Raw genomic sequence first — 21,266 nt, 5'->3', positions numbered from 1 at the left:
TTCGGATTTCAGTGCGGCCGGGTCAGCGCGCGGTCCACCAGCGGGCCCGCGCCCCCGGTGTACGTACCGGGATCGCACAGCCGTGCCAGCTCGTCCGCGCTCCGGCCCCCCTTGAACACCGGCTCTTCGGCGAGCAGTTCGTGCAGGGGCCGGCCGCTCTCCTCGGCCGCGGCCGAGACCCGGGTCAGCAGCTGCTTCGCGGCCGCCTTGCCCAACTCAGGTGCGAGCACGGCCGCGATCCGCTCGGAGACCACCTGACTGCCGGTCAGCAGCAGATTGGCCCGCATCCGCTCCGGCCGGGCGGTCAGCCCCTCGGCGAGCTCCACCGCGGTGTGGGCGGCGCCGCCGACCAGCCGCAGGGACTCGCGCAGCAGCTGCCATTCGGCGTGCCAGGCCCCGGCCGAGCGCTCGTCCTCCGAGACCAGGCACTGCACGAGCCCGGTGGCGAGGACCGGGACCTGGAGGGCGGCGCTGCGCAGCAGCGTGCTCAGGACCGGATTGCGCTTGTGGGGCATGGCCGAGGAGCTGCCGCGGCCGGCCACGGCGGGCTCGGCGACCTCGGCCACCTCGGTCCGGGCCAGGTTCTGCACGTCGACCGCGATCTTCCCGAGGGCGCCGGCGGTGAACGCGAGCGCGGCGGCGAGATCGGCGACCGGGGTGCGCAGTACGTGCCAGGGCAGTTCGGGGCGGGCGAGTCCGGTCTCGGCGGCGAAGGCCCCGACCAGGTCGTCCAGGTACGCACCGGGCTCGATCGGGCGCCCCGCGCCGTCGATCCGGGCGTATTCGAGGTAGCCGCCCAGCGTGCCCGCCGCGCCGCCGAGCGACACCGGCAGCCCGTCGTCCTGCACCCGGGCCAGGCGCCGGTCGGCGTCCAGGACCAGCTGCCGCCAGCCGGCCGCCTTCAGCCCGAACGTGGTGGGCACGGCCTGCAGGGCCAGCGTGCGGCCCGCCATCGCCGTGTCCCGGTGCTCACCGGCCAGCCGGGCCAGGGCCTCGGCGGTGCGGGCCAGGTCGGCCCGGATCAGCCCCAGGGTGCGGGCGGCGACCAGCATGGCGCCGGTGTCGAAGATGTCCTGGCTGGTGGAGCCGCGGTGCACGTACTCGGCGGCTCCGGTGCCCTGCGTGTCCTGCTCCGCGACCACCCGGGTGAGCGCCTGCACCAGGCCGACCACCGGGTTCGCGGTCTCCCGGGCGGCCAGGGCCAGGGCCCGCAGGTCCAGGTTCTCGGCCCGGGCCGCCCGGGTGATGGCCTCGGCGGCGGACTCCGGGAGGGTGCCGAGTCCGGCCTGGGCCCGGGCCAGGGCGGCCTCGGCGTCGAGCATGGCCTGGAGCCAGGCCAGGTCGCAGACGGCTTCCTCGGCGGGGGTGCCGGCCCGTACCGGCGACAGCAGCCCCGCGTCGGTGAGCACGTCCTGAGCCGCCCGGCTCGTACCGGCCGTGCTCATACCAGGACTCCGGTCAGGTCGGTTTCGGCCGGCAGCGGCGCGACACCGCTGGGGACCACGCTCGCCGTCGGGAGGTCCAGGACCGAGCGGGCGATGGCGTCGGAGTCGCCGAGGGTGACCGAGTCGACGCCCGGGCGGATGCCGGCCGCGGTGACCCAGTGCACGGACTCGGTGGGCACCCCGTACGCGAACCGGCGCGGGTGGGCCCGGCCGCGGGCGTCGAGGAGCCGGTACGGGCGCTCGGTGACGGCGAGGCCGCCGGACTCGTAGCTGCTGCCGTCGGAGCCGGCGATGCGGTACGTGGTGCACTGCTCGGTGTCGAGCAGGTGGCGCAGCAGCGGGTCGTCGGTGCGCCGCAGGTCGGGCTCGGGCAGCCGGGCCTCGATCAGGACGGTGGCGCGGACCGCGGGGCCGGGGACGGTACGGGACTGGGCGATGAAGGTGGCGTCGGCGCCGGCGGCGGTGTCGACGCGGATCTCGGTCCCCGGGCCGGTCAGGACGAGCACCCCGGCGTCGATGAGGGCGATCATCTCCTCGATGCGGGAGGCCGGCGGGCCGATGGAGAGGAAGGCGTTGAGCGGCGTGTACCAGCCTTCGAGGTCGTCGCGGTGCGAGTCGCCGTCCAGGCCGCCGTGGTCGACGGCGAGGCGGATCTCGTTGCGCAGGTCGCGCATCACGTCCAGGGCCGCCTTGAGCGGGCCGCTCAGGTTGCCGGCCCTGGCCTCCGCGACGTCCTTGGCCAGGTACGCCACCAGCCAGTCCCGGAACTCCTCGCGGCTGGTGAACTCGCGGTCGCCGTACGGGCGGGAGAGCTTCTCCCAGTCCCAGCGCTGCTCGTCCTCGATGCCGTAGACGTCCAGCAGCGAGCCCCGGTCCTGCGGCGACTCCAGCGACAGGTAGCGCTTGGTGAAGCCCTCGCGCTCGGCGCCGCGGCCGCGGCTCTCCAGGAGGGTGCCGTAGTACACGCTCTCCGTCTCGCGGGAGATGAGCGGCCACAGGTCCGCGGAGAAGCTGATGCCCTCGCCGTCCTCGGAGCGGCGGCGCATCTCGGCGATCTTCTGCGGGGTCAGCAGGCGCGGCAGGTAGCGGCCGTACGCGCCCTTCTCGTTCTCACCGCGGGCGTGGTACGGGATGCCGCGCCGCGAACTGGCGTACAGGACGGGCTCGTTGCCGGAGGGCCGGTAGACCAGGCGGCCGTCCTCGGCGCGGTCGAAGGTGCCGCCGCGGCCGGCGGTGAAGAGCGCCATGTGGTCGAAGAAGTTCAGGCCGAGGCCGCGCAGCAGGACGTTCTCACCGGGCCCCACCACGTTCAGGTCCAGGTCCGCCGGGTTGGCGGGCGTGACGTACGTGAGGTGGTGGATCCGGGCGAGGCTCGCGGTCTTCGCCTCGCGGGGGGTCAGCCGGGCCGGTACGTGGCCCTGTGCCATCACGATCGCGTCGAGGTCGTTGAGCCGGGTGCCGTTCTCGAGGCGGACGCCCTGCTGCCCGCCGGTGGTGCCGTGCGTGTCGGCCATGGCCACGGCCCGGGAGCGGTGCACCTCGACCGTGACGTGGGCGGGGGCGTTGCGTACGACGCGCTCGAAGGTGGCGCGCAGGTAGCTCCCGTAGAAGGCGCGGGTGGGGTAGGTGTTCGGGCCCAACCGGCGGGCCTCGGCGAGGGTCGCCTCGTCGGCGTCGCCCTCTGCGGCTCCGTCTGCGGCGCCGGCCTCCGCGATGCCCCGGGCCCACTCGTACAGGCTCGGGCCGGGCTCGATCGGGCCCTCGGTGCGGACGCTGTCGTCGGTGTAGATGGTGATCTGGGAGGCGACCGTGTTCATCAGCAGGTGCTGGGACTGGTCGGAGCGCCAGACCTGGCCGGCGCCCGGCGCCGACGGGTCGACCACGTGGACGGTGACCGCGGAGTGCCGCGGGTTCCTGCGCTCGTTGGCGCACAGGCGCTCCAGGACGGAGAGGCCGCGCGGGCCGGCGCCGATGATGGCGACCTGGTGCCGTCCCTGCTTCTGACCCTGCTGACCCTGCTGTCCCTGGTTGCGGTTCATCGCTGCTCTCCGTTCGGGGTGGTGTTCTCGTCGATGGTGCGGGCGCCGTGCATCCAGGCCACGTAGTCGTGGAGCTCCTCGGGGGTGTACGAGGACAGCTGGTCGTTGCGGGCCGAGGCGGCGGCTCCGGAGGTGTGCCAGAGCTTGATGCTCTCCCGGGCGAGGAGCTGGATCCGGGCCGTGCGCTCGCGCCGCTCGGCGTTGAACTTCTGGAAACGCTCGGGGAGTTCGTCGCTGCCGCAGTCGAGCAGGTCGCCCAGGATCACGGCGTCCTCGAGGCCCTGGCAGGCGCCTTGCGCCACGTAGTGGAGCATCGGGTGGGCGGCGTCGCCGAGCAGGGCGACCCGGCCGTCGGTCCAGGTGTCGACCGGGTCCCGGTCGACCAGCACCCAGGACTTCCAGCCCTCGCCGAGGGCGAGCAGGCGCTGTGCGTCCTCGCCGAGGGCGGCGAACTCGCGGCGGATGTCGCCCGGGGAGGCGGGGACCCCGGCGAGCGTCTCGGTCGCGCTGTTGTCGCTGCTGGCCGCGAGGTTGAGGTACTTGCCGCCGGCGATCGGGTAGTGCACGAAGTGGCAGTGGGGCCCGGTCCACCAGGTCACCGAGGTGAGGTGGCGCAGCTCCTCGGGGACCTGCTCCATCGGGATGATCGCCCGGTAGACGGTGATCCCGGAGTTGCGGGGTGCGCCGTCGCCGACGAGCTGGGCGCGGATCGCGGAGTGGATGCCGTCGGCGCCGATCAGGGCGTCGCCGGTGATCCGCTCGCCGTCCTCGAGGAGGACCGAGGCGCCGGTCTCGTCCTGCTCGTACCCGACGGCGGTGACGGCGCTGCGCAGTTCGATGGAGTCGTCGGCCCGGCAGGCCTCGAGCAGCTTGGTGTGCAGTTCGGCGCGGTGGACGACGGCGTACGGGTTGCCGAACCGGGCGCGGTAGCGCTCGGTCAGGTCCATGCTGACCACGTGCCGGCCGGTGACCCCGTCCATGAACCGGAGCTCGTCCATCTGTACGGCGGTGGCGCGGACGGCGTCCCCGAGGCCGAGGCGGTCGAGGGCGTGCAGGCCGTTGGGCGCGAGCTGGATGCCGGCGCCGATCTCGGCGAACTCGGGGGCCCGTTCCAGGACCAGGACGCGGTGTCCCTGGCGGGCGGTGGCGAGGGCGGTGGCCAGGCCGCCGATTCCTCCGCCGACGATGATCAGCTTCGACATCAGACGTTCTCCTCGGTGCGGTCGGCGGTGGCGCCGGCGGTGGCCCCTGCGGTCAGCAGCCGGGCGAGCTCCAGCCGCTTGATCTTGGTGGTGGCGGTCTGCGGCAGTTCGGACTGGCGCCACTGGACGGGCTCGGCCATCGGCGGCAGTCCGGCGACGGCGGCCTTCCAGGCCTCGGCGTCGAGGGGCTTGTCGTCCTTGGTGCAGACGACGGGGACGGCGCGGCCGCTCTCGTCGGGGATGATGATGACCTCGGCGAGCTCGTCCAGCCGGGTGAAGAGGGTGTCCTCGGCGGCGAGGGTGGAGCCGAAGCCCTCGATCAGGTCGACCTCGCGGTCGAGCAGGTGCACGCAGCCCCACTTGGTGCGGTAGCCGACGTCGCCCATCCGCCACCAGCCGTCGTTGACCTGCTTGTCGTAACGTTCCTGCTCGCCGAGGTAGGTGACGATCCGGCCGTCGCTCTTGACCTCGATGAAGCCCGGGTTGGTCTCGGAGGGCGGCAGTCCGTTGCGGCTGACGACGCGGACGTCCGTCATGCCGGGGAAGGGCATGCCCACGCAGCGGCCGTCGGCGTCGAGCCCGCGGCGCTTGGAGAAGGAGCGCGCGACGGCCGGGCCGATCTCGCTCTGCCCGTACAGCTGGCCGAAGACCGGCGCCTTGCGCTTCGTCGCGCCCAGCAGCCGCTGCACGGTGCGCGGGTGGATGGCGTCGAAGGTGCTGCTGAAGAGCTTGACGTTGGCCAGCGGCCGGCGGGGGTCGTCGGCCATCTCCTCCCACTCCATGAAGGAGTTGGGGTGGGCCTCCAGGATGCCGGGGCGCAGCCGGGCGAAGAGGTCGGCGGCCTGCTTGGGGTCGGAGTCGGCGAGGACGACGATCGGGAAGCCGCGGAAGAGGGAGATGGCGAGGGCGGTGATGAGCCGCGAGTGGACGAAGGAGACGTGCATGGCGATCGTCTCGCGGCCCGGTATGAGCGGCTTGGTGATCGCGGCCTGCGGGCGGTAGCGCGCCTCGAGGGTGGCGCCGGTGTGGACGGCGAGCTTGGGGGTGCCGGTGGTGCCGGAGGTGTGCGTGATCAGGGTGGGGTGCTCGGGCGGCATCGTCACGGCGGGGACCCGGGGGACCCCGGCGAGCGAGGCGAGTTCGGTGGCGTCCTCGTAGCTGCCGGAGGTGAGCAGGACCTGCCCGGCCTCCTGGAAGACCGAGGAGGGCAGCTCGGTCTCCAGCTTGTTCTGGTCGGTGAGCAGGTAGGGCTGGTCGGTACGGCGTACGAGTTCGGCGACGGTCTCGCCGTCGAGCTTCGGCGACAGCAGCACCGGGACGGCGCCGATGCGGGCGACGGCGCAGGCCAGCAGGGTGATGTCGAAGCCGTCGGACTTGTAGACGACGACCCGCCGGCCGGGCCGTACGTCCGCGGCCCAGAGCCTCGAGGCCATGTCGTCGATCAGGTCGGCGACCTCGGCCACCGTCGCCCGGCGCCCCAGGCCCGGGGCTATGTCCAGGTCGTGATCGAGGATCACGACGTTCGACGGGTGCTTTCTCGCGGCCCGCTCGAAGAGGGTGCCGAGCCGGATTCCCTTGTTCCCGATGCGCTGCAGAATCATCGCCTGGACCTTTCCCAAGTAAGTCGGAATGACGATCAGTTACGGAAGAGGAGCGGAAGAGGGGCGGAGGAAGAGGAGCGGAGGAGGGAGAAGGCTCAGGAGCCGGTCGTGCGGCGTTCCGTCTCGATGACGACCTTGATGCGCTCGAGGGTCGCGGCGAGGTCGCCGGCCACCTTCTCGCCCCACTCGGCGAAGAACTGCTGCTTCTGCTCCTCGTCCATCTCGGCGGTGATGCCGCGGATCCCCTCGGTGGCGGAGCCCATCCGGAAGTGGTGGACCAGGAGGCTCTCCTTGCCGTCCGCCTCGATGGAGAAGCCCCAGACGCTGTCCTGCTTCTCGCCGGAGCTGTTGTGCATGGCCCACTGGAAGGTCCGGCCGGGCTCGGCGGCGACGACCTCGGCGTACGTCGTCCACTTGCCGCGCACCACCGGCGCCCAGGAGACGACGTCCTCGCTCCGCTCGTTCTCGCCGCGGAACACCGAGCCGACCGCGCCGGGGGCGCCGGTGGTCCACTCGCCGCCGAGGCACTCGGGGCTCCACTCGCCGCTCCGGGCCAGGTCGCTGACGACGGCGTAGACCTCGGCCGGCGCGGCGGAGACGTGGACCTGGGCCCGGGACCGGAAGAGGGGAGTCTGGGTGTCGCTCATGGGGTGACCTCCTGTTGCTGAACCGTCGTGAGTGCTTGCTGCTGGCCTCAACTGCTCTGCCAGGCGCCGTGTTTGGCGCTCTCAGCTAGATGAACCATACAGTTCAGTTCAACTGAACGCAACGGTACAGTTCAGTTGGGTCCTAGACTGGACCCGCACCTTCGAGGAACAGGGACCGACATGACCGCAAGGACCAGCGCCACCGAAGCCCAGCAGCAGCAGCCCGTGCCCACCGGTGCGCGCGCAGCGCGCAAGCGCGAGGCCATCCTGCAGGCGGCCCGCACGGTGTTCCTGCGTGAGGGCTTCGGAGCCGGGGTGGACCAGCTCGCCGCCGAGGCCGGCGTCTCGAAGGTCACCATCTACAACCACTTCGGCAGCAAGGAGAACCTGTTCAACGCCGTGATCGGGCAGACGCTCGACGAGGCGCTGGAGGTGGCCCAGTCGGTGATCCAGGCCCGGCTCGCCGAGTCGGACGACGTCCGCACCGACCTGCTGGAGGCCTGCCGCACCTGGGTCGCCGGTCTCACCACCCCGGAGGTGCTGGCGCTGCGCAACGTGATCGCGGGCGAACGCCACCGCTTCCCGGAGCTGGGTGCCACCTGGCAGGAGGAGGGCCCCGGCCGCCAGCACGCCGCCCTGGCCACGGCCCTGGGCCGCCTCGACGACCGCGGCCTGCTGCGCATCCCGGACATGGAACTGGCCGTCCTCCAGCTCTCTGGCCTGGTCCTCTCACCCCACCTGGTCTACGGCGCGTACGGCACCGCCCTGGACGAGGACCTGACGGAACGCCTCATCCAGGGCGGGGTGGACATGTTCCTCCACCATTACGGGGTGAACTCGTAGTACCGGTAGGTACGTTGGCACTTGCTGTGTAGGGGCGCGTTGCTGTCGTTTCGCCCTCACGGAATGGCACTGTGGGGGCCGCTACCCTGCTCGGCCAGGGGCGGCTCTGCATGGTCCTCCACGGCCCGGACGGGGTGGACCCGGTCCAGGGACTGTGCGCGGCTGCGGCCGCCGATCCCGAACTCGCCGGGCTGCTCACCACCCCGCTCATGCCGGGGATCGTCAATGGGGCCCGGGCCACGCGCGGACGGGGTCAGTGCAGGGACAGCCAGGTGATACCGGCGGTGGCGGCCGCGGCGGCCGCCGCCAGGGCGGCCGGCTTCCAGCGGCGGAGGGTGTAGGCGAGGAGCAGGGCCGTGAAGACGACGGCGAGTGTGCCGATCCCGGCCCGCAACGGGCCCTGGCTGTAGCCGAATTCCTCGAAATGGCGGACGAGCCACACGAACCAGAAGAACCTCATGACACCCCCGTTTTTCGATCTCGAGGAGAGTAACCCTGCCGACCGGGGCGCCCGCGCGATCCGGCCAGGCGCGGCAGGGAAGCCGACGGGGGGCCCGCCCGCGCTCGGCGGTGGGCCCCCGTGGTGGTCGGTGTGCGGTGCGCGGTCAGTCCTCGTAGCGGCCCAGGCGGTCCGCCGCGTAGTCGTCGAAGGCCTGGTCGATCTCCTCCGGGGTGTTCATCACGAACGGGCCGGCGCGGAAGACCGGTTCACCGATCGGCTCGCCCGTCAGGAAGAGGAGGTCGGCGCCGACCGGGCCGCCCTCCACGCGCACCGTGTTGCCGTCGTCGCCGAGTACGGCCAGTTCGCCGTCGGCCAGCTCGCTCGAGGCGACCTTGCCGCTGCCGGACAGGACGTACACCGCCGCGTTGCGGCCCGCCGGCGCCGGTAGCACCGCGCTGGCGCCCGGGGCGATGGACGCGTGCACGACCGTCACCGGGACCTGGGTGTCGAAGGGCCCGGTCACGCCGAGCGCCGAGCCGGCGATGACCTTGAACCAGGAGCCGTCCAGGTTCCGGACCACCGGGATCTGCGCAGCGCCGTGGTTCTGGGTGCGCGGGCGCAGCCCCTTGCGGGCGGCGGGCAGGTTCACCCAGATCTGCAGGTTGTGCTGGATGCCCCCGGCCGCGCGGAAGGCGTCGGTCGGCTGGGCGGAGTGCACCACCCCCGCGCCCGCCGTCAGCCACTGCACGGCCCCGGGCGGTACGACCCCGCGGTTGCCGGTGGAGTCCGCGTACTCGATGTCGCCCTCCATCACGTACGCGATGGTCTCGAACCCGCGGTGCGGGTGGTCGGGGGCGCCCTTGGGTTCGCCCGGGCCGAGGTCCACCGGGCCGACCTGGTCGACCATCAGGAAGGGGTCCAGCTGCGGGATCTGGGGCGTGGGGAAGGGGCGGCGGACCGGGAAGCCCTCGCCCTCCAGGGTGTGGACCGGCTGCAGTACGTCGATCACCGAGCGGGTCGCGGACGTGGTCGCGGCGGTGGTCTCGACAGCGGAAGCGTGCGTGGTCATGATGCCTTCTCTCCCTCGGTGAATGAACCGTACAGTTCAGTTCAGTTCGATGTCAGTTATACGGGAGGGCCCGTCCCCGATCAAGTCCTGCGGACCGCCCCGTCCGCCGATAACTGACAGATACCGCCCACCGCCGTTGTCGGCGCAGCGGCCGCGCGGACAGACTCCTGGTCATTCACCGACGTTCACCTCGCAGGGGCGTGCCGGACACGGCATTCGCTGCGCATGTCACCTTTGCGGAAGGACAGTTCATGCCCGAGCTCAAGATCCTGGCCATCTCCGGCAGCCTGCGCGGCGCCTCGTACAACAGCGCCCTCGTGCGCGCCGCCCAGAAGTTCGCCCCCGGTGACCTGGCCATCGAGATCTACGAGGGCCTGCGCGACATCCCGCCCTACGACACCGACCACGACGTCGAGCCCGCCCCGGTCGCCGTGGCCGACCTGCGGCGCCGCATCGCGGAGGCGGACGGCATCTTCATCGCCACCCCCGAGTACAACTACGGGATCCCCGGTGTCCTGAAGAACGCCCTGGACTGGGCGAGCCGCCCGGCCCTCAACTCCTCGCTGACCGGCAAGCCGATCGCGATCGCCGGCGCCGCGCAGACCAACTTCGGCACGGTGCGCGCGCAGCTCGCACTGCGCCAGATGTTCCTGTGGACGGACTCCAAGGTCGTCGGCAAGCCCGAGCTGATGATCTTCCGCGCCCAGGAGCGCTTCGACGACGGCGGCAACCTGACGGACGAGACCACCGTCGAGATCCTGCAGGGGCTGCTCTCCGCGCTCGGTACGAAGATCCGCGAGACCCGCGCGAACGCGGCCGCCAACCTCTGAGCCGCCACCGACCCCCACCGGCCGGAGTCGCCAGCTCCTGCTCGATCCCCCCTCTCCGAAGGGCCGCTCACACCCCCCGTAGCGGCCCTTCGGCCTTTCCCGGGTCCGCCGGCACCGGGAGTTGACGAAGCCTTCGCGGCGCTCTGCGCGAACCCGGGAGCCCTTGCGAGGATCGCCTCATGCGTGCAGCTTTCATCGAAGAACTGGGCCCCGCCGAGAACATCCGCTACGGCGAGATGGCCCCTCCGGCCCCCGGCCCGACGGACGTCCTGGTCGAGGTCGAGGCGGTGTCCGTCAACCCGGTCGACACCTTCGTGCGGTCCGGGCTGTTCCGCACCCCCGTCGAGTTCCCCTTCGTGATCGGCCGCGACCTGGTGGGTACGGTCGTGTCCGCCGGCCCAGGCGCTGCGGGCTTCGCCCCCGGCGACCGCGTCTGGTGCAACAGCCTCGGCCACGGCGGCCGCCAGGGCGCCGCCGCCGAACAGGCCGTGGTCCCCTCTGACCGCCTCTACCGGCTGCCCGCCGCCACGGACGCCGCCGAGGCCGTCGCGGTCGTGCACCCCGCGGGCACCGCGTACCTCGCGCTGTTCACCCACGGCCGGGTCCGTCCCGGCGAGACCGTCCTCATCGCCGGCGCCGCCGGGAACGTGGGCAGCGCCTTGATCGTCATGGCCGTCGAAGCCGGCGCCCGGGTCGTCGCCACGGCCGCTGCGCGCGACGCCGAGCACTGCCGGGCGCTCGGAGCCGAGACCGTCCTCGACTACGGCGACCCCGAACTGACCGCCCGCATCCGGGAGTCCAGCCCGCAGGGCATCGACGTCCACATCGACACCTCGGGCACGAACGACCTGGCCGCCGCCGTCGGACTGCTCGCCCCCCGCGGGCGGATCGTGCTCCTCGCCGGCGCCCGCTCCCAGCCGGTCCTGCCCGCCGGTCCGCTCTACATGAAGGACGGCTCCGTCGTCGGCTTCGTGATCTCGCACGCCACCTCGGCCGAACTCGCCGAGGCTGCCGTCTCGATCAATCGCCTGCTGGCGAACGGCAAGCTGCGCGCCCGCTCCATCGAGCGGGTCCCCCTGTCGGAGGCGGCCCGTACGCACCGGCGCATCGAGGACGGCGAGCTGCACGGCAGCCGCGTGGTGTTGCTGCCGAAGGAATCCTGACGACGGAAGCGCCGGGAGCACCGGAAGCGCCGGGAGCACCGGGAGCACCGGCGGCAGACGCGGTGGCAGAGGCGTCGGCAGACCTGACGGACTGGCCCTGCGGCGCCTCCCGCGGCTGACGCCGACTGCCAGACTCGCGGCATGGACGACTCCCCAGAGGCCCAGGCCCAGGCCCGGGTGAAGGCCCAGGCCCATGCACACGCCGAGCCCCTGGCCGCCCCGCCTCCGCGGAACACCTGGGCGCGGTTCGCGATCCTCGGCGCCCTGCAGCTCATGCTCAACGCCTCGGTGTCGGTGACGTTCGCCGCCGGTCCGGCCATGCAGCGGGAACTCGGCCTGAGCCGGATCGACCTCATCATCGACAGCGCCGCGTACGGCCTGGCCTTCAGCGGGCTGCTGCTGCTCGGCGGGCGGCTCACCGACCGGATCGGGCAGCGCCGGCTGTTCACGCGGGGCACGGCCCTGTTCGCCGTCGCCTCCCTCGCCGCGGCGCTGGCCCCCAGCTCGCACACCGTCCTCGCCGCCCGTTTCCTCCAGGGCTGCGGCGCCGCCCTCGCCGCCCCCGCGGCCATGGCCCTGCTGCGGGTCGTCTTCCCCGAAGGCAAGGCCAGGGCCACCGCGCTGGCCCGGTGGGGTCTGCTGGCCAGCCTGGGCGCCGCCGTCGGCATCGTGCTCAGCGGTGCGCTCGTCGCCTGGCTGAACTGGCGGTGGAGCTTCGGACTGCTCGCCGCCGCGGCCGCCGCCGTACTGGCCCTCACCCCCCGGTCGCTGCCGGCCGGGCCCGCGCCCGTACGGGTCCCCGTGGACCTCCTCGGCGCGGTACTCGGCACCCTCGCGCTCTCCACCCTCGGGTACGGCTTCGTGATGGTCGGGCCGCACGGCTGGGCCGCGCCGCAGGTCCTGGCCCCGCTCGCGCTCGGCGCGGTCCTGCTCGCCGTGTTCGTCGCCGCCCAGCAGCGCGTCCGCGCGCCCCTGCTGCCGCCCGGCTTCCTCGCCTCGCGCTACCGCGCGACCGCGCTGGTCTGCGCGCTGCTCGGCCCGGCGATCGGCGCGAGCACCGCCTTCCTGCTGGCCCTCTACTTCCAGCAGGTACGCGGCTATTCGGCGCTGCAGAACGCGCTGGCCTTCATCCCGTACAGCGCGATGCTGCTGGGTGTCGGCTTCGTCGCGGGCCGGATCGTCGCCCGTCTCGGCATCCGCGCGGTGGCGGTGGGGGGACTGGCGGTCATCGCCGCCGGCCTGTTCCTGATCGGCGGCGTGGGGCTGCGCACGGGCTCGACGCCGTGGGTCCTGTCGGGTCTGGTCATCCTGTCGGCCGGCATCGGCACGCTGATGTCCGCCGCGGTGCCGGGGGCCGTCAGCGGGGTCCCGGAGGAGCAGTCCGCCCTGGCCGGGGCGGTGGTCAACACGGCCATCCTGGCCGGGCCCACCATCAGCCTGGCCCTGATCACCTCGGCCGCGGACGCCCGGACGGCCTCCCTGCTGGCCGCCGGGGACCCGGCGGCCGCCACGGGCGGGTACGCGTTCGCCTTCGAGGCGGCCTGTGCGGTGTTCCTGCTGGCCATCGGCCTGGCGCTGTACGGGCTGGCGCCCGCCCGCCGAGACCGCCGACCCCGCCGGGGCGACCGGGCGGACCGGATCGCGCCGTCCGGCCCGAGGGCCGCCGACCGGCAGGCCGAGCGCTCCTCCACTCCGGCCTGACCAAGGGGGGCAGGCCGGGGTGGGGGTACGACAGCCGTCGCGATCACTCAGGGTGAGAGTTTCACGAGGGTGCAGCACAGCTGAAGAGTGAAGCGATCAGTGCAGGTCACAGGGGCTGGGGCGCCGAATTCAGGGCGTTTCACCGGGGTGTGCGGGTCGGCCTCCGGTTGCCGGATGTGACGGAGTGGCCGTGAGTGGACAGGGGCAAGTCCCGTGCCCCCGACATGTCCCGTGTCCCACGTCCCATGTCACCACTCTGCCTCTGAACAGGAGAGAGATCTTGCACCGCATCACCCGCTACACCCTCCCCGCCGCCCTCTGCGTGACGCTGCTGTCCGCGTCCCCCGGCCTGGCCGGGGCGGCCAACGCCCCCGCCAAGCCGTCGGCACCCGTGGCCAAGAAGTCCATCCCGGGTACCGAGGCGCTGACCGCGCAGGTGCAGGCCCTGGGCTCCGCAGGCGTGCTGATCACGCCCGTCACCAACTTCCTCGGGGAGGTCCTGAAGTCGCCGGACGGGAAGCTCCCGGAGGCGACCCTGGCCGCGCACAAGCAGAAGATCGACGCGGCGCTCGCGGGCCTGAAGCAGACGTTCGCGGCGGCGGCCCCGGCCGCGCAGGCCAAGCCCCCGGCCGACACCCCGGCGGAGCCGGTGGTGCTGCCCAAGCCTCCCGCGGAGGTGGCGAAGCCCCCGGTCGAGGCGGCGAAGCCCCCGGCGGAGGTGGCCAAGCCTCCGGCCGAGGTGGCCAAGCCCCCGGCCGAGGTGGCGAAGCCCCCGGCGGAAGCGGCGAAGCCTCCGGCCGAGGCGGTCAAGCCGGTGGAGGCGGCGAAGCCCCCGGCCGAGGTGGCGAAGCCGGTGGAGGCGGCCAAGCCTCCGGCCGAGGCGGTCAAGCCCGTGGAGGCGGCGAAGCCTCCGGCCGAGGTCGTGAAGCCGGTGGAGGCCGCCAAGCCCCCGGCCGAGGTAGCGAAGCCGGTGGAGGCCGCGAAGCCCCCCGCCCAAGTGGCCAAGCCCCCGGCCGACATGGCGAAGCCTCCCGCCGAGGTCGCCAAGCCCGTCACCCTCCCGGCCGCGGTCCCGGCGCCCCTGCCCGCCGTCGCCCCCGTCTCCGCGCGGGCCGGCAGGGCCGGTGCCCCCCTCGACCTCGTCGCCGCCGCGGTCGACCACCTCAAGGCCTCCGTCGACGAAGTCGCCAAGGCGGCCGGCCCCTGCGGCTGCACGACCAACGCCAAGGACAAGGCCTCGGCCGTCGTGAACGACCTCGGCACCACCGTGGTCGCCCTGTTCACCGGTCTCGGCCTGCCCGGCATGCCGGCGGCCGCCCCGGCCCCCGCCCCGGACCCGGCCGAGTAGCTCCGCGCCGAATCCCCGTCCGCCCCCGGTGTCCCTGCGACGCCGGGGGCGGACGCGCGTATCCCGTACGACCCCCCGTGCGACTGCGCGACCTTGCAGACACCCTTGACGCGCCCGGCGCCCGGATGGACGCTCCCGGACCTCGCATCCGAACGGTTGCAGCTGGGGGGCCGGTATGCCGGAGCAGTCTGTCGAGCCTGAGTCCGATTCTGTCCAGACGGTGGGGGAGCTGCGCGCGCAACTCGTGGAGCACGGAGCGCGCTGGTCCGTCATCGAGCACCTCGCCGACGAGGAGGCCGTGCCCCGGCCCTCCCTCGGCCTGGAACCCGGGGCGAACCTCACGTCCGCCGAAGAAGCAGGAGTCATCGACCTGCGGGGGCTCATCGGGCACGAGAGCGGCAATCCGCATCTCACCCGCCGCCGCGCCGCCCACGGGCTGCTGCCCGGCGCGCAACGAGGGGCGGTCGCCGGAGCGCGCCCCGCCACCGTCGACTGGCGGAGCCGCTGGGGCTGGCCCTGGATCACCAAGGTCAAGGACCAGAACCCGTGCGGCTCCTGCTGGGCCTTCGGGGCCGCGGGCCTCGTCGAGTCCATGGCCCGCATCGAGCACAACGTCTGGGCGGAGCGGTCCGAGGGGGACGTCCACGACGGTCTGAAGTTCACCTGCGGCCAGGGCTCCAACCCCGAGACCGCCCTCGACTGGGTCAAGACCAACGGCGGTCTCGCCGATCCGGACTGCTGGCCCTACTCCCCGCCCCCCTCCACCGTTCCCGCCGACCGCCGCGATGCCTGGCGCGCCGAGTACACGCCCAGCTGGGACCGGTCCGGCCGCACCGTCCGGATCACCGACTACGTCCGCCTCGGCGACGTCGAGCAGCAGAAGGTCTGGCTCGACACCGTCGGGCCGCTGACCGCCTGCTTCGACGTGTACGACGACTTCTTCGGCCTCGGCTCGGGTGTCTACCACCGCACCAGCGACCGCCTCGCGGGCGGCCACTGCGTGCTGATCGTCGGCTACGACGACGCCGCCGGCTGCTGGCTGTTCAAGAACTCCTGGGGGCCGGGCTACCACGTCGGCGGGTACGGGCGCATCGCCTACGGCGAGGTCAACATCGACCACTGGGCCAAGTGCGGCCTGCGCGGCACCAACATCGACCCGTGGAGCAAGCGCCGTCTGCACACCGGCAACGTCTACGAGAGCGGCAACGGCCGCGCCCACCGCAACTTCGAGATGCTCGCCACCGCAGGCGGCGGCCGCCTCCAGCACTGGTGGCGCGAGGGCGACGCCCCCTTCCCGTGGGCCCGCGCCCAGTCGTACGCGAACGACGCCTCCGGCCAGCCCGCCTTCACCGGGACCACCTACAACCGCAACATGGAGTCCCTGCACGTGACCACCGGCGGCCGGCTGCGCCACTGGTACTACGAGCAGTCCGCGGGCGTCTGGCGCGACGGCGGCGCCTTCGGGCCGGGCGACGCGGCGATCGGCTCGACCCCGGCGTTCATCCAGAGCGACTACGGCAAGCCGGGCAACTTCGAGGCGGTCGTCCGCACCGCCGACGGCCGCCTGAACCACTGGTGGCGGATCAACGGCGCCCCCTGGACCTGGAACGACGGCGGCCGTTTCGCCTCGGGCATCGCCCATTTCGGGCCCGCCCTCGTCCAGACCCGCAGCCGCCACCTCGACCTCGTCGCCACCCGTACGGACGGCCGCATGCAGCTGTGGTGGCGCGACGACCCGAACGGGTTCGCCTGGCGCCCCGGGGAGGTCTTCGGCAGCGGGATCACCTCCGCGCCCTGCCTGATCGAGGCGCAGTACGGAGCGGCCGACGAGGACACCGCCGGGAACTACGAGCTGTGCGCGGTCGTGGCCGGCGGCCGCATCGAGCACTGGTGGCGGGGCAACGCGTCCGGCTCCGCCTGGAGCCGCAGCGCCGTGTTCGGTCACGACGCGCTCGCCGTCACCGGGATGCTCCAGGGCAGTTTCGGGTTCAACCTGGAGGTCATCGTCCTGCGCACGGACCGGCAGCTGCAGCACTACTGGCGGGACGGCGCGGGCTGGCACGAGGGGCCGGTGATCGGCCCCGCCTGAGCGGGGAGGTCGTCGCGGGTGGAAGTGCGCAAGGTCGCCCTCGGCGCCGGTGAGTCGTACGAGCTGCGGCTCACCGGGCGCGGGGCGCGCGGGTACGTGTGGACCTGGCAGGTCACGGGGGACGCGGACGCCGTCTCCGTGAGCGAGGTCAGCGAGGCCCCGCCGCCCGCGGAGGTCCTCCCCGGCGCCCCGCTGGAGCGCACGTACGCCGTCCGGGGCCGCTGCCCGGGCGGGCGGGCCCGGATCCGCTTCGCGCAGATCCGGCCGCCGTACCCGCAGGAGGCCCCGTACGACGAGTTCGTGCTGGAGGTGGAGGTCACGAGCGCGGCCCACGCGGGCTGAGCGCCCAGTGCTGTACGGCCTCCAGCGGGCCCCGGTCGAAGCGGCGCAGCCAGAGCCGGGAGCCGGCGGCCAGGACGAGGCTCACCGCCGCCCACAGGCCCATCACCCACCAGGGCCCGCTCCCGCCCAGCCGGTCGGCGAGGCCCAGCCCGATGCCGTAGCAGAGCAGCATGCAGAGCAGGTTCTGGCCGACGTAGCAGGACAGCGCGGTCCGCCCGACGCCGCCCAGGGCCCCGGCCCCGGGGACCCGGAACCGGTCCAGGGCGCAGCCGATCAGGCCGATGTACCCGACGGCGATCAGCGGGGCGATGCCGTACCGGCCCAGGGCGAAGAAGTCGGCGCCCCCGAGCGCCGCGGCGGCGCCCAGCGGCAGTCCGAGGCCGAGCCCCCATCCGGCCATCCGGACCCGGATCCGGCGCCCCTCGGCGCTCTGCCCGAAGGCCCCGGCGCGGTACAGCCGGACCCCCAGCAGGAACAGGAAGACCAGGAGCCCGAAGGAGAAGACGGGCTCGATGCGCAGGGCGAGGGCGTGGCCGAGCCGGAACGCGATCTGCTCGGGGTAGCCGCCGTGGGCGTACAGCCGGACCGCGGCCGGATCCGGGGCCTGCGGCGGCCCGGATTCCGGCTCGGCCAGGTTCCCGAGCGTCAGGAGGCCGATCAGCGTCAGGTGCACCCCGCCCGCGGTCCACATCGCCACGCGCCGCACCTTCTCGGAGCGGGCCAGCAGCCAGGCCACCAGCAGGGCGGTGACGGCGTACCCCATCAGCACGTCCCAGGCGAAGATCAGGACGAAGTGAACGGTCCCCTCCAGGAAGAGGAACGCGGCCCGCCGCGGGTAGCGCCCGGGCCACGGCTCGCCACGGCGCACGGCGGAGTCGTACTGGATGGCCAGGCCCACCCCGAACAGGATCGTCAGGAGGGACAGGAACTTCCCGTCGGCGAGGAACCGGAACACGGTCTCGGCGATGGTGGCGGCGACCGGGTCGGCGACCGGGTCGGGCAGGTCCAGGCCGCCCTGGAGCACGCCCCATTCGGAACCGGGGGAGGCGAAGATCCAGACGTTGGTCATGAGCGTGCCGAGGATGGCGGCGCCGCGCAGGACGTCGAGGAGCGGGAGCCGGGTCGAGGTCGCCGCGGGGGCGACGAGGGTCGTGTGGGCCATGACTTCAGCGTCCCGGCGCGCGGGGCCCCGTACGTCCTGCGGGTGGACGAAGCCCGGGTACATCCTTCGATGCAGCGGTCCGGGGCGGCCGTCCACATCCCGGACGGGGCGACCGGTGCACCCCTCACGTATCTATCCTGTGCGCATGCCGCCAGCCGCGCCCGCCGCCCCACCCGCTGCCACTGCCGCAGAACGCGTCTACCGACACGTCAAGCAGGCCGTACTGATGGACCGCCGCTACGAGGGCGGCACCCTCCTCACCGAGGGCGAACTCGCCGACGCCGTCGGGGTGTCGCGTACGCCGGTCCGCGAGGCGCTGCTGCGGCTGGAGACCGAGGGGCTGCTGAAGCTGTACCCGAAGAAGGGCGCGCTGGTGCTGCCGGTCTCCGCGCAGGAGATCACCGACGTCATCGAAACCCGGCTGCTGGTCGAGGAGTTCACCGTACGCAGGGCCGTGCCAGCGCCGCCCGGCCTGCTGGAGCGGCTCGCCGAACTGCTGGAGGAGCAGCGCCGGCACGCGGCCGAGGGCGACCTCGCCGCGATGATGGCCGCCGACCGGGGCTTCCACGCCGAGATCGTGCAGAGCGCCGGGAACGCGATCCTCTCCCGCCTCTACGACCAGCTCCGCGACCGCCAGCTGCGGATGGGCGTGGCCCTGCTGCACGCACACCCCGAGCGCGTGGAGCGGACGCTGGCCGAGCACGCGGAGATCCTGGCGGCGCTGCGGGCCGGGGACGCGGAGACCGCGGCCGCCGCCGTACGGGGCCACGTGGGCCGGGTCGAGGCGCTGGTGCGGGGCGCGGGCACGAGCCGTCATGACCGGTGATCCGCGGGGCGGCCGCGCGGCGGTGGCGGTCTGGTCCATAGGCGTCGCGGTCTACTTCGTCGCGGTGATCTTCCGTACCAGCCTGGGCGTGGCCGGCCTGGAGGCGGCGGACCGCTTCCACGTCAACGCCTCCGCCCTCTCGACGTTCTCTCTCCTCCAGCTCCTGGTCTACGCGGGCATGCAGATCCCGGTCGGCCTGCTGGTGGACCGGCTCGGCACCAAGAAGGTGCTGACGCTGGGCGCGGTCCTCTTCACGGCCGGCCAGATCGGCTTCGCGCTCGCGCCGTCGTACGGGATGGCCCTCGCCGCGCGCGCCCTGCTCGGCTGCGGCGACGCGATGACCTTCATCTCCGTGCTGCGGCTGGGCACCCGGTGGTTCCCGGCCCGGCGCGGCCCGCTGATGGCGCAGCTGGCGGGCCTGGTCGGCATGGCCGGCAACCTGGTCTCCACGCTGGTGCTGGCCCCCGTCCTGCACGGGGTCGGCTGGGTCCCGGCGTTCGCGGGCAGCGCGGTGGCGGGCGTGGCGGTCCTGATCCCCCTCGTCCTCTTCCTCAAGGACCACCCGGAGGGCCACGAACCGGCGTCGGCACCGTCCGGGGACGGGGGCTTCGTACGGCGCCAGATACGGGACTCCTGGAAGGAACCCGGGACCCGGCTGGGCCTGTGGGTGCACTTCACGACCCAGTTCCCGGCGATGGTGTTCCTGCTGCTGTGGGGGATGCCGTTCCTGGTCGAGGACCAAGGGCTGGCGCGGACCACCGCGGCCGGGCTGCTGACGCTGGTGGTGGCCTCGAACATGTGCTTCGGGCTCCTCTACGGCCAGCTGATCGGCCGCCGCCAGTCGGCCAGGATCCCCCTGGCGCTCGGCACGATCGCCTTGACGGCGGTGCTGTGGGCCTCGGTCCTGGCCTACCCCGCCCCCCACGCCCCGATGTGGCTCCTCGTCACGCTGTGCGCGGTCCTGGGCACGTGCGGCCCGGCGTCGATGATCGGCTTCGACTTCGCCCGCCCGGCGAACCCGGCGGAACGCCAGGGCACCGCGTCGGGCATCACCAACATGGGCGGCTTCCTGGCGTCGATGACCACCCTGCTGGCGGTCGGCCTCCTGCTGGACGCCACCGGCGACGACTACCGGATCGCCTTCTCGTCGGTCTTCGCGGTCCAACTGCTGGGCCTGACCCAAATCCTCCGCCTCCACCCGGCGGCCCTGCGAGCGGAACGCACGGGCCTGCAGACGGCTCCGCCCACGACGGAACTCACCGAATCCAGCCCCGCCGGCGTTTGAGGCGCGGGTCCGGGGCGGAGCCCCGGAAGCCCGGCGCAGCCGGGGCCGCTTGCGCGGCGGCGCCGCACCCGAAGCCCGCCCAGCCCCCGGCAGGGCCTGGCGGGACAGACCCCCGTCCAATCCCGCCCGGCCCGGGCCATGCCGACCCTACGGCCGCACGACGCCCCCGGGTGTGCCTGGTGCGCAGGGCTCGTTGATGTTGCGCGCAAGCGCAAGCGCGAGCGCGTCCTGAACCGCCTGGTGCCGGAACTCGGTGGGGCTCGTTCCGTACGCCTCCCGGAACGCCCTGCTGAACACGGACGCGTTGGTGAACCCCCACCGCCGCGCCACGGTGTGGACGGGACTGCCGAACAGCCCGGGGTTCGCGAGATCGGCCCGGCACCGCTCCAGCCGGCGCCGCCGGATCCCGGCCGCCACCGTTTCGCCCCGGTCCCGGAACAGCTGCTGCAGACGGCGCAGCGAGATGCCGTGCCGGGCTGCGACGGCCGACGGCGTCAGCTCCGGATCGCCGAGGTTGTGGTCGACGAAGACCTCGATCCGCTCCAGCAGGGCACGGGTGCGGGCTTCGGGCGACAGCTCGTCCTGCACGCCGAGCTGCCCGGCCAGGCAGGCGCCGACCAGGTCGTGGGCGACCGTGCCCAGCCGGGCCAGCTCCGCCGGCCCGCAGTCGGCCGCGTGCGCCGCCAGCGACTTCATGTACTGGGCGAGGATCGCCCCCATGCCGTACCCGCCCGCGATCCGCTGCGCCAGCAGCCGTTCGACCCGGGCACCGCGGAGCGGCATCGCCTCGCGCGGGAAGGACAGGATGATCGCCCGGACCCGGCCCGCCTCCACGTCCGGGACGGCCACCGACTCCATCGGCAGTGAGGTGTCCCAGAGCACCAGGTCCCCGGTGAACAGACCCGACTCGCCCCGGTTCTGCGCGAGCGACATCGCCCCGGTGGTCACGAGCCCCAGCTGGTACTGCTCGGGATCGCTGCGCCGTACGTGGGCCGCGGTGCGCTGCGAGCGCAGCGAGCTGAACTCGAACGACGACACCTGCACCCCGCCCAGGTCCAGGACGGACGCCTCGGCCCAGAAGTCCCGGACGCGTTCACTGCGGATCGCCGTGGGCACGAGCTCCTGCGCGATCACATCGGTGAACCAGTCGAGCCGCTCCGGCGCCGGTACCGCCGCAGCCGACATCCTTGACCACACCCCCGGAAACCCCTTTCTCCCGCTCTGCGTTGTCC

At 73.2% G+C, this 21,266-nt stretch carries 18 protein-coding genes; 9 read left to right on the top strand and 9 right to left on the bottom strand.

Annotated elements, in window-relative coordinates; translation table 11 throughout:
• Positions 1–8: 8 nt before the first annotated feature.
• The 5 genes from pcaB to AB5J51_RS19995 all read right to left on the bottom strand — a co-directional run bounded on the left by pcaB (position 9) and on the right by AB5J51_RS19995 (position 6,934).
• On the bottom strand, positions 9–1,445 hold the full coding sequence (gene pcaB, locus AB5J51_RS20015) for a 3-carboxy-cis,cis-muconate cycloisomerase (protein ID WP_369778214.1): 1,437 nt from the start codon (positions 1,443–1,445) through the stop codon (positions 9–11).
• Positions 1,442–3,484: an FAD/NAD(P)-binding protein gene (locus tag AB5J51_RS20010; RefSeq protein WP_369778213.1), complete on the bottom strand. Its 2,043-nt coding sequence runs from the start codon at positions 3,482–3,484 to the stop codon at positions 1,442–1,444. The genes pcaB and AB5J51_RS20010 overlap by 4 nt, the downstream gene beginning before the upstream one ends.
• Positions 3,481–4,686, bottom strand: coding sequence for an FAD-dependent oxidoreductase (locus AB5J51_RS20005; protein ID WP_053787101.1), 1,206 nt, complete (start codon positions 4,684–4,686; stop codon positions 3,481–3,483). Before AB5J51_RS20005 ends, AB5J51_RS20010 begins: the two co-directional genes overlap by 4 nt.
• Positions 4,686–6,287, bottom strand: a complete 1,602-nt coding sequence (locus AB5J51_RS20000) for a class I adenylate-forming enzyme family protein (RefSeq protein ID WP_136226010.1) — start codon at positions 6,285–6,287, stop codon at positions 4,686–4,688. The genes AB5J51_RS20005 and AB5J51_RS20000 overlap by 1 nt, the downstream gene beginning before the upstream one ends.
• A gap of 95 nt (positions 6,288–6,382) precedes the next feature.
• A complete protein-coding gene (locus tag AB5J51_RS19995) occupies positions 6,383–6,934 on the bottom strand; it encodes an SRPBCC family protein (protein WP_053787103.1) in 552 nt (183 codons plus the stop codon).
• A gap of 180 nt (positions 6,935–7,114) precedes the next feature.
• Here AB5J51_RS19995 and AB5J51_RS19990 point away from each other — a divergent pair, with 180 nt between their 5' ends.
• The gene (locus AB5J51_RS19990; protein WP_369778212.1) at positions 7,115–7,777 is read left to right on the top strand and encodes a TetR/AcrR family transcriptional regulator; all 663 of its coding nucleotides are present in this window, start codon (positions 7,115–7,117) and stop codon (positions 7,775–7,777) included.
• Between the two features lie 253 nt (positions 7,778–8,030).
• On the opposite strand, the gene AB5J51_RS19985 is transcribed toward AB5J51_RS19990, so the two are convergent.
• Both AB5J51_RS19985 and AB5J51_RS19980 read right to left on the bottom strand, forming a co-directional pair.
• The gene (locus tag AB5J51_RS19985) at positions 8,031–8,237 is read right to left on the bottom strand and encodes a hypothetical protein (RefSeq protein ID WP_053787105.1); all 207 of its coding nucleotides are present in this window, start codon (positions 8,235–8,237) and stop codon (positions 8,031–8,033) included.
• Between the two features lie 145 nt (positions 8,238–8,382).
• Positions 8,383–9,288: a pirin family protein gene (locus AB5J51_RS19980; protein WP_369778211.1), complete on the bottom strand. Its 906-nt coding sequence runs from the start codon at positions 9,286–9,288 to the stop codon at positions 8,383–8,385.
• Positions 9,289–9,539: 251 nt separating this feature from the next.
• Here AB5J51_RS19980 and AB5J51_RS19975 point away from each other — a divergent pair, with 251 nt between their 5' ends.
• From AB5J51_RS19975 to AB5J51_RS19950, 6 genes are all read left to right on the top strand, one after another.
• Positions 9,540–10,118 carry an NADPH-dependent FMN reductase gene (locus tag AB5J51_RS19975; protein ID WP_053787107.1) on the top strand — a complete coding sequence of 193 codons (579 nt, stop codon included), beginning with the start codon at positions 9,540–9,542 and terminating at the stop codon, positions 10,116–10,118.
• 179 nt (positions 10,119–10,297) lie between these two features.
• Entirely contained in the window at positions 10,298–11,281 is a 984-nt protein-coding gene (locus AB5J51_RS19970; RefSeq protein ID WP_053787108.1) for an NADPH:quinone reductase, read from the top strand.
• A gap of 141 nt (positions 11,282–11,422) precedes the next feature.
• Complete coding sequence (locus AB5J51_RS19965) at positions 11,423–12,982, top strand: MFS transporter (protein ID WP_133897427.1); 1,560 nt, start codon at positions 11,423–11,425, stop codon at positions 12,980–12,982.
• A 280-nt stretch (positions 12,983–13,262) separates the two neighbouring features.
• Positions 13,263–14,330, top strand: a complete 1,068-nt coding sequence (locus AB5J51_RS19960; RefSeq protein ID WP_369778210.1) for a hypothetical protein — start codon at positions 13,263–13,265, stop codon at positions 14,328–14,330.
• Positions 14,331–14,505: 175 nt separating this feature from the next.
• Positions 14,506–16,419, top strand: coding sequence for a C1 family peptidase (locus tag AB5J51_RS19955; RefSeq protein ID WP_136226006.1), 1,914 nt, complete (start codon positions 14,506–14,508; stop codon positions 16,417–16,419).
• An 18-nt stretch (positions 16,420–16,437) separates the two neighbouring features.
• Positions 16,438–16,761: a protease inhibitor I42 family protein gene (locus AB5J51_RS19950; RefSeq protein WP_369778209.1), complete on the top strand. Its 324-nt coding sequence runs from the start codon at positions 16,438–16,440 to the stop codon at positions 16,759–16,761.
• On the opposite strand, the gene AB5J51_RS19945 is transcribed toward AB5J51_RS19950, so the two are convergent.
• Positions 16,736–17,923, bottom strand: a complete 1,188-nt coding sequence (locus AB5J51_RS19945; RefSeq protein WP_136226004.1) for a DUF418 domain-containing protein — start codon at positions 17,921–17,923, stop codon at positions 16,736–16,738. The two genes, AB5J51_RS19950 and AB5J51_RS19945, sit on opposite strands and share 26 nt — an antisense overlap.
• Before the next feature lie 145 nt (positions 17,924–18,068).
• Here AB5J51_RS19945 and AB5J51_RS19940 point away from each other — a divergent pair, with 145 nt between their 5' ends.
• The gene (locus AB5J51_RS19940; RefSeq protein ID WP_369778208.1) at positions 18,069–18,749 is read left to right on the top strand and encodes a GntR family transcriptional regulator; all 681 of its coding nucleotides are present in this window, start codon (positions 18,069–18,071) and stop codon (positions 18,747–18,749) included.
• On the top strand, positions 18,739–20,034 hold the full coding sequence (locus AB5J51_RS19935; protein ID WP_369778207.1) for a nitrate/nitrite transporter: 1,296 nt from the start codon (positions 18,739–18,741) through the stop codon (positions 20,032–20,034). Before AB5J51_RS19940 ends, AB5J51_RS19935 begins: the two co-directional genes overlap by 11 nt.
• 147 nt (positions 20,035–20,181) lie before the next feature.
• Here AB5J51_RS19935 and AB5J51_RS19930 read toward each other — a convergent pair whose 3' ends face one another.
• The gene (locus tag AB5J51_RS19930) at positions 20,182–21,219 is read right to left on the bottom strand and encodes a helix-turn-helix domain-containing protein (protein WP_369778206.1); all 1,038 of its coding nucleotides are present in this window, start codon (positions 21,217–21,219) and stop codon (positions 20,182–20,184) included.
• Positions 21,220–21,266 lie beyond the last annotated feature (47 nt).

Origin of the sequence: Streptomyces sp. R33 (assembly GCF_041200175.1) — a bacterium.
Classification (GTDB): Bacteria; Actinomycetota; Actinomycetes; order Streptomycetales; family Streptomycetaceae; genus Streptomyces; species Streptomyces katrae_B.
The sequence above is the reverse complement of the archived record's forward strand: the minus strand, read 5'-3'. Positions and strand labels throughout refer to the sequence as shown.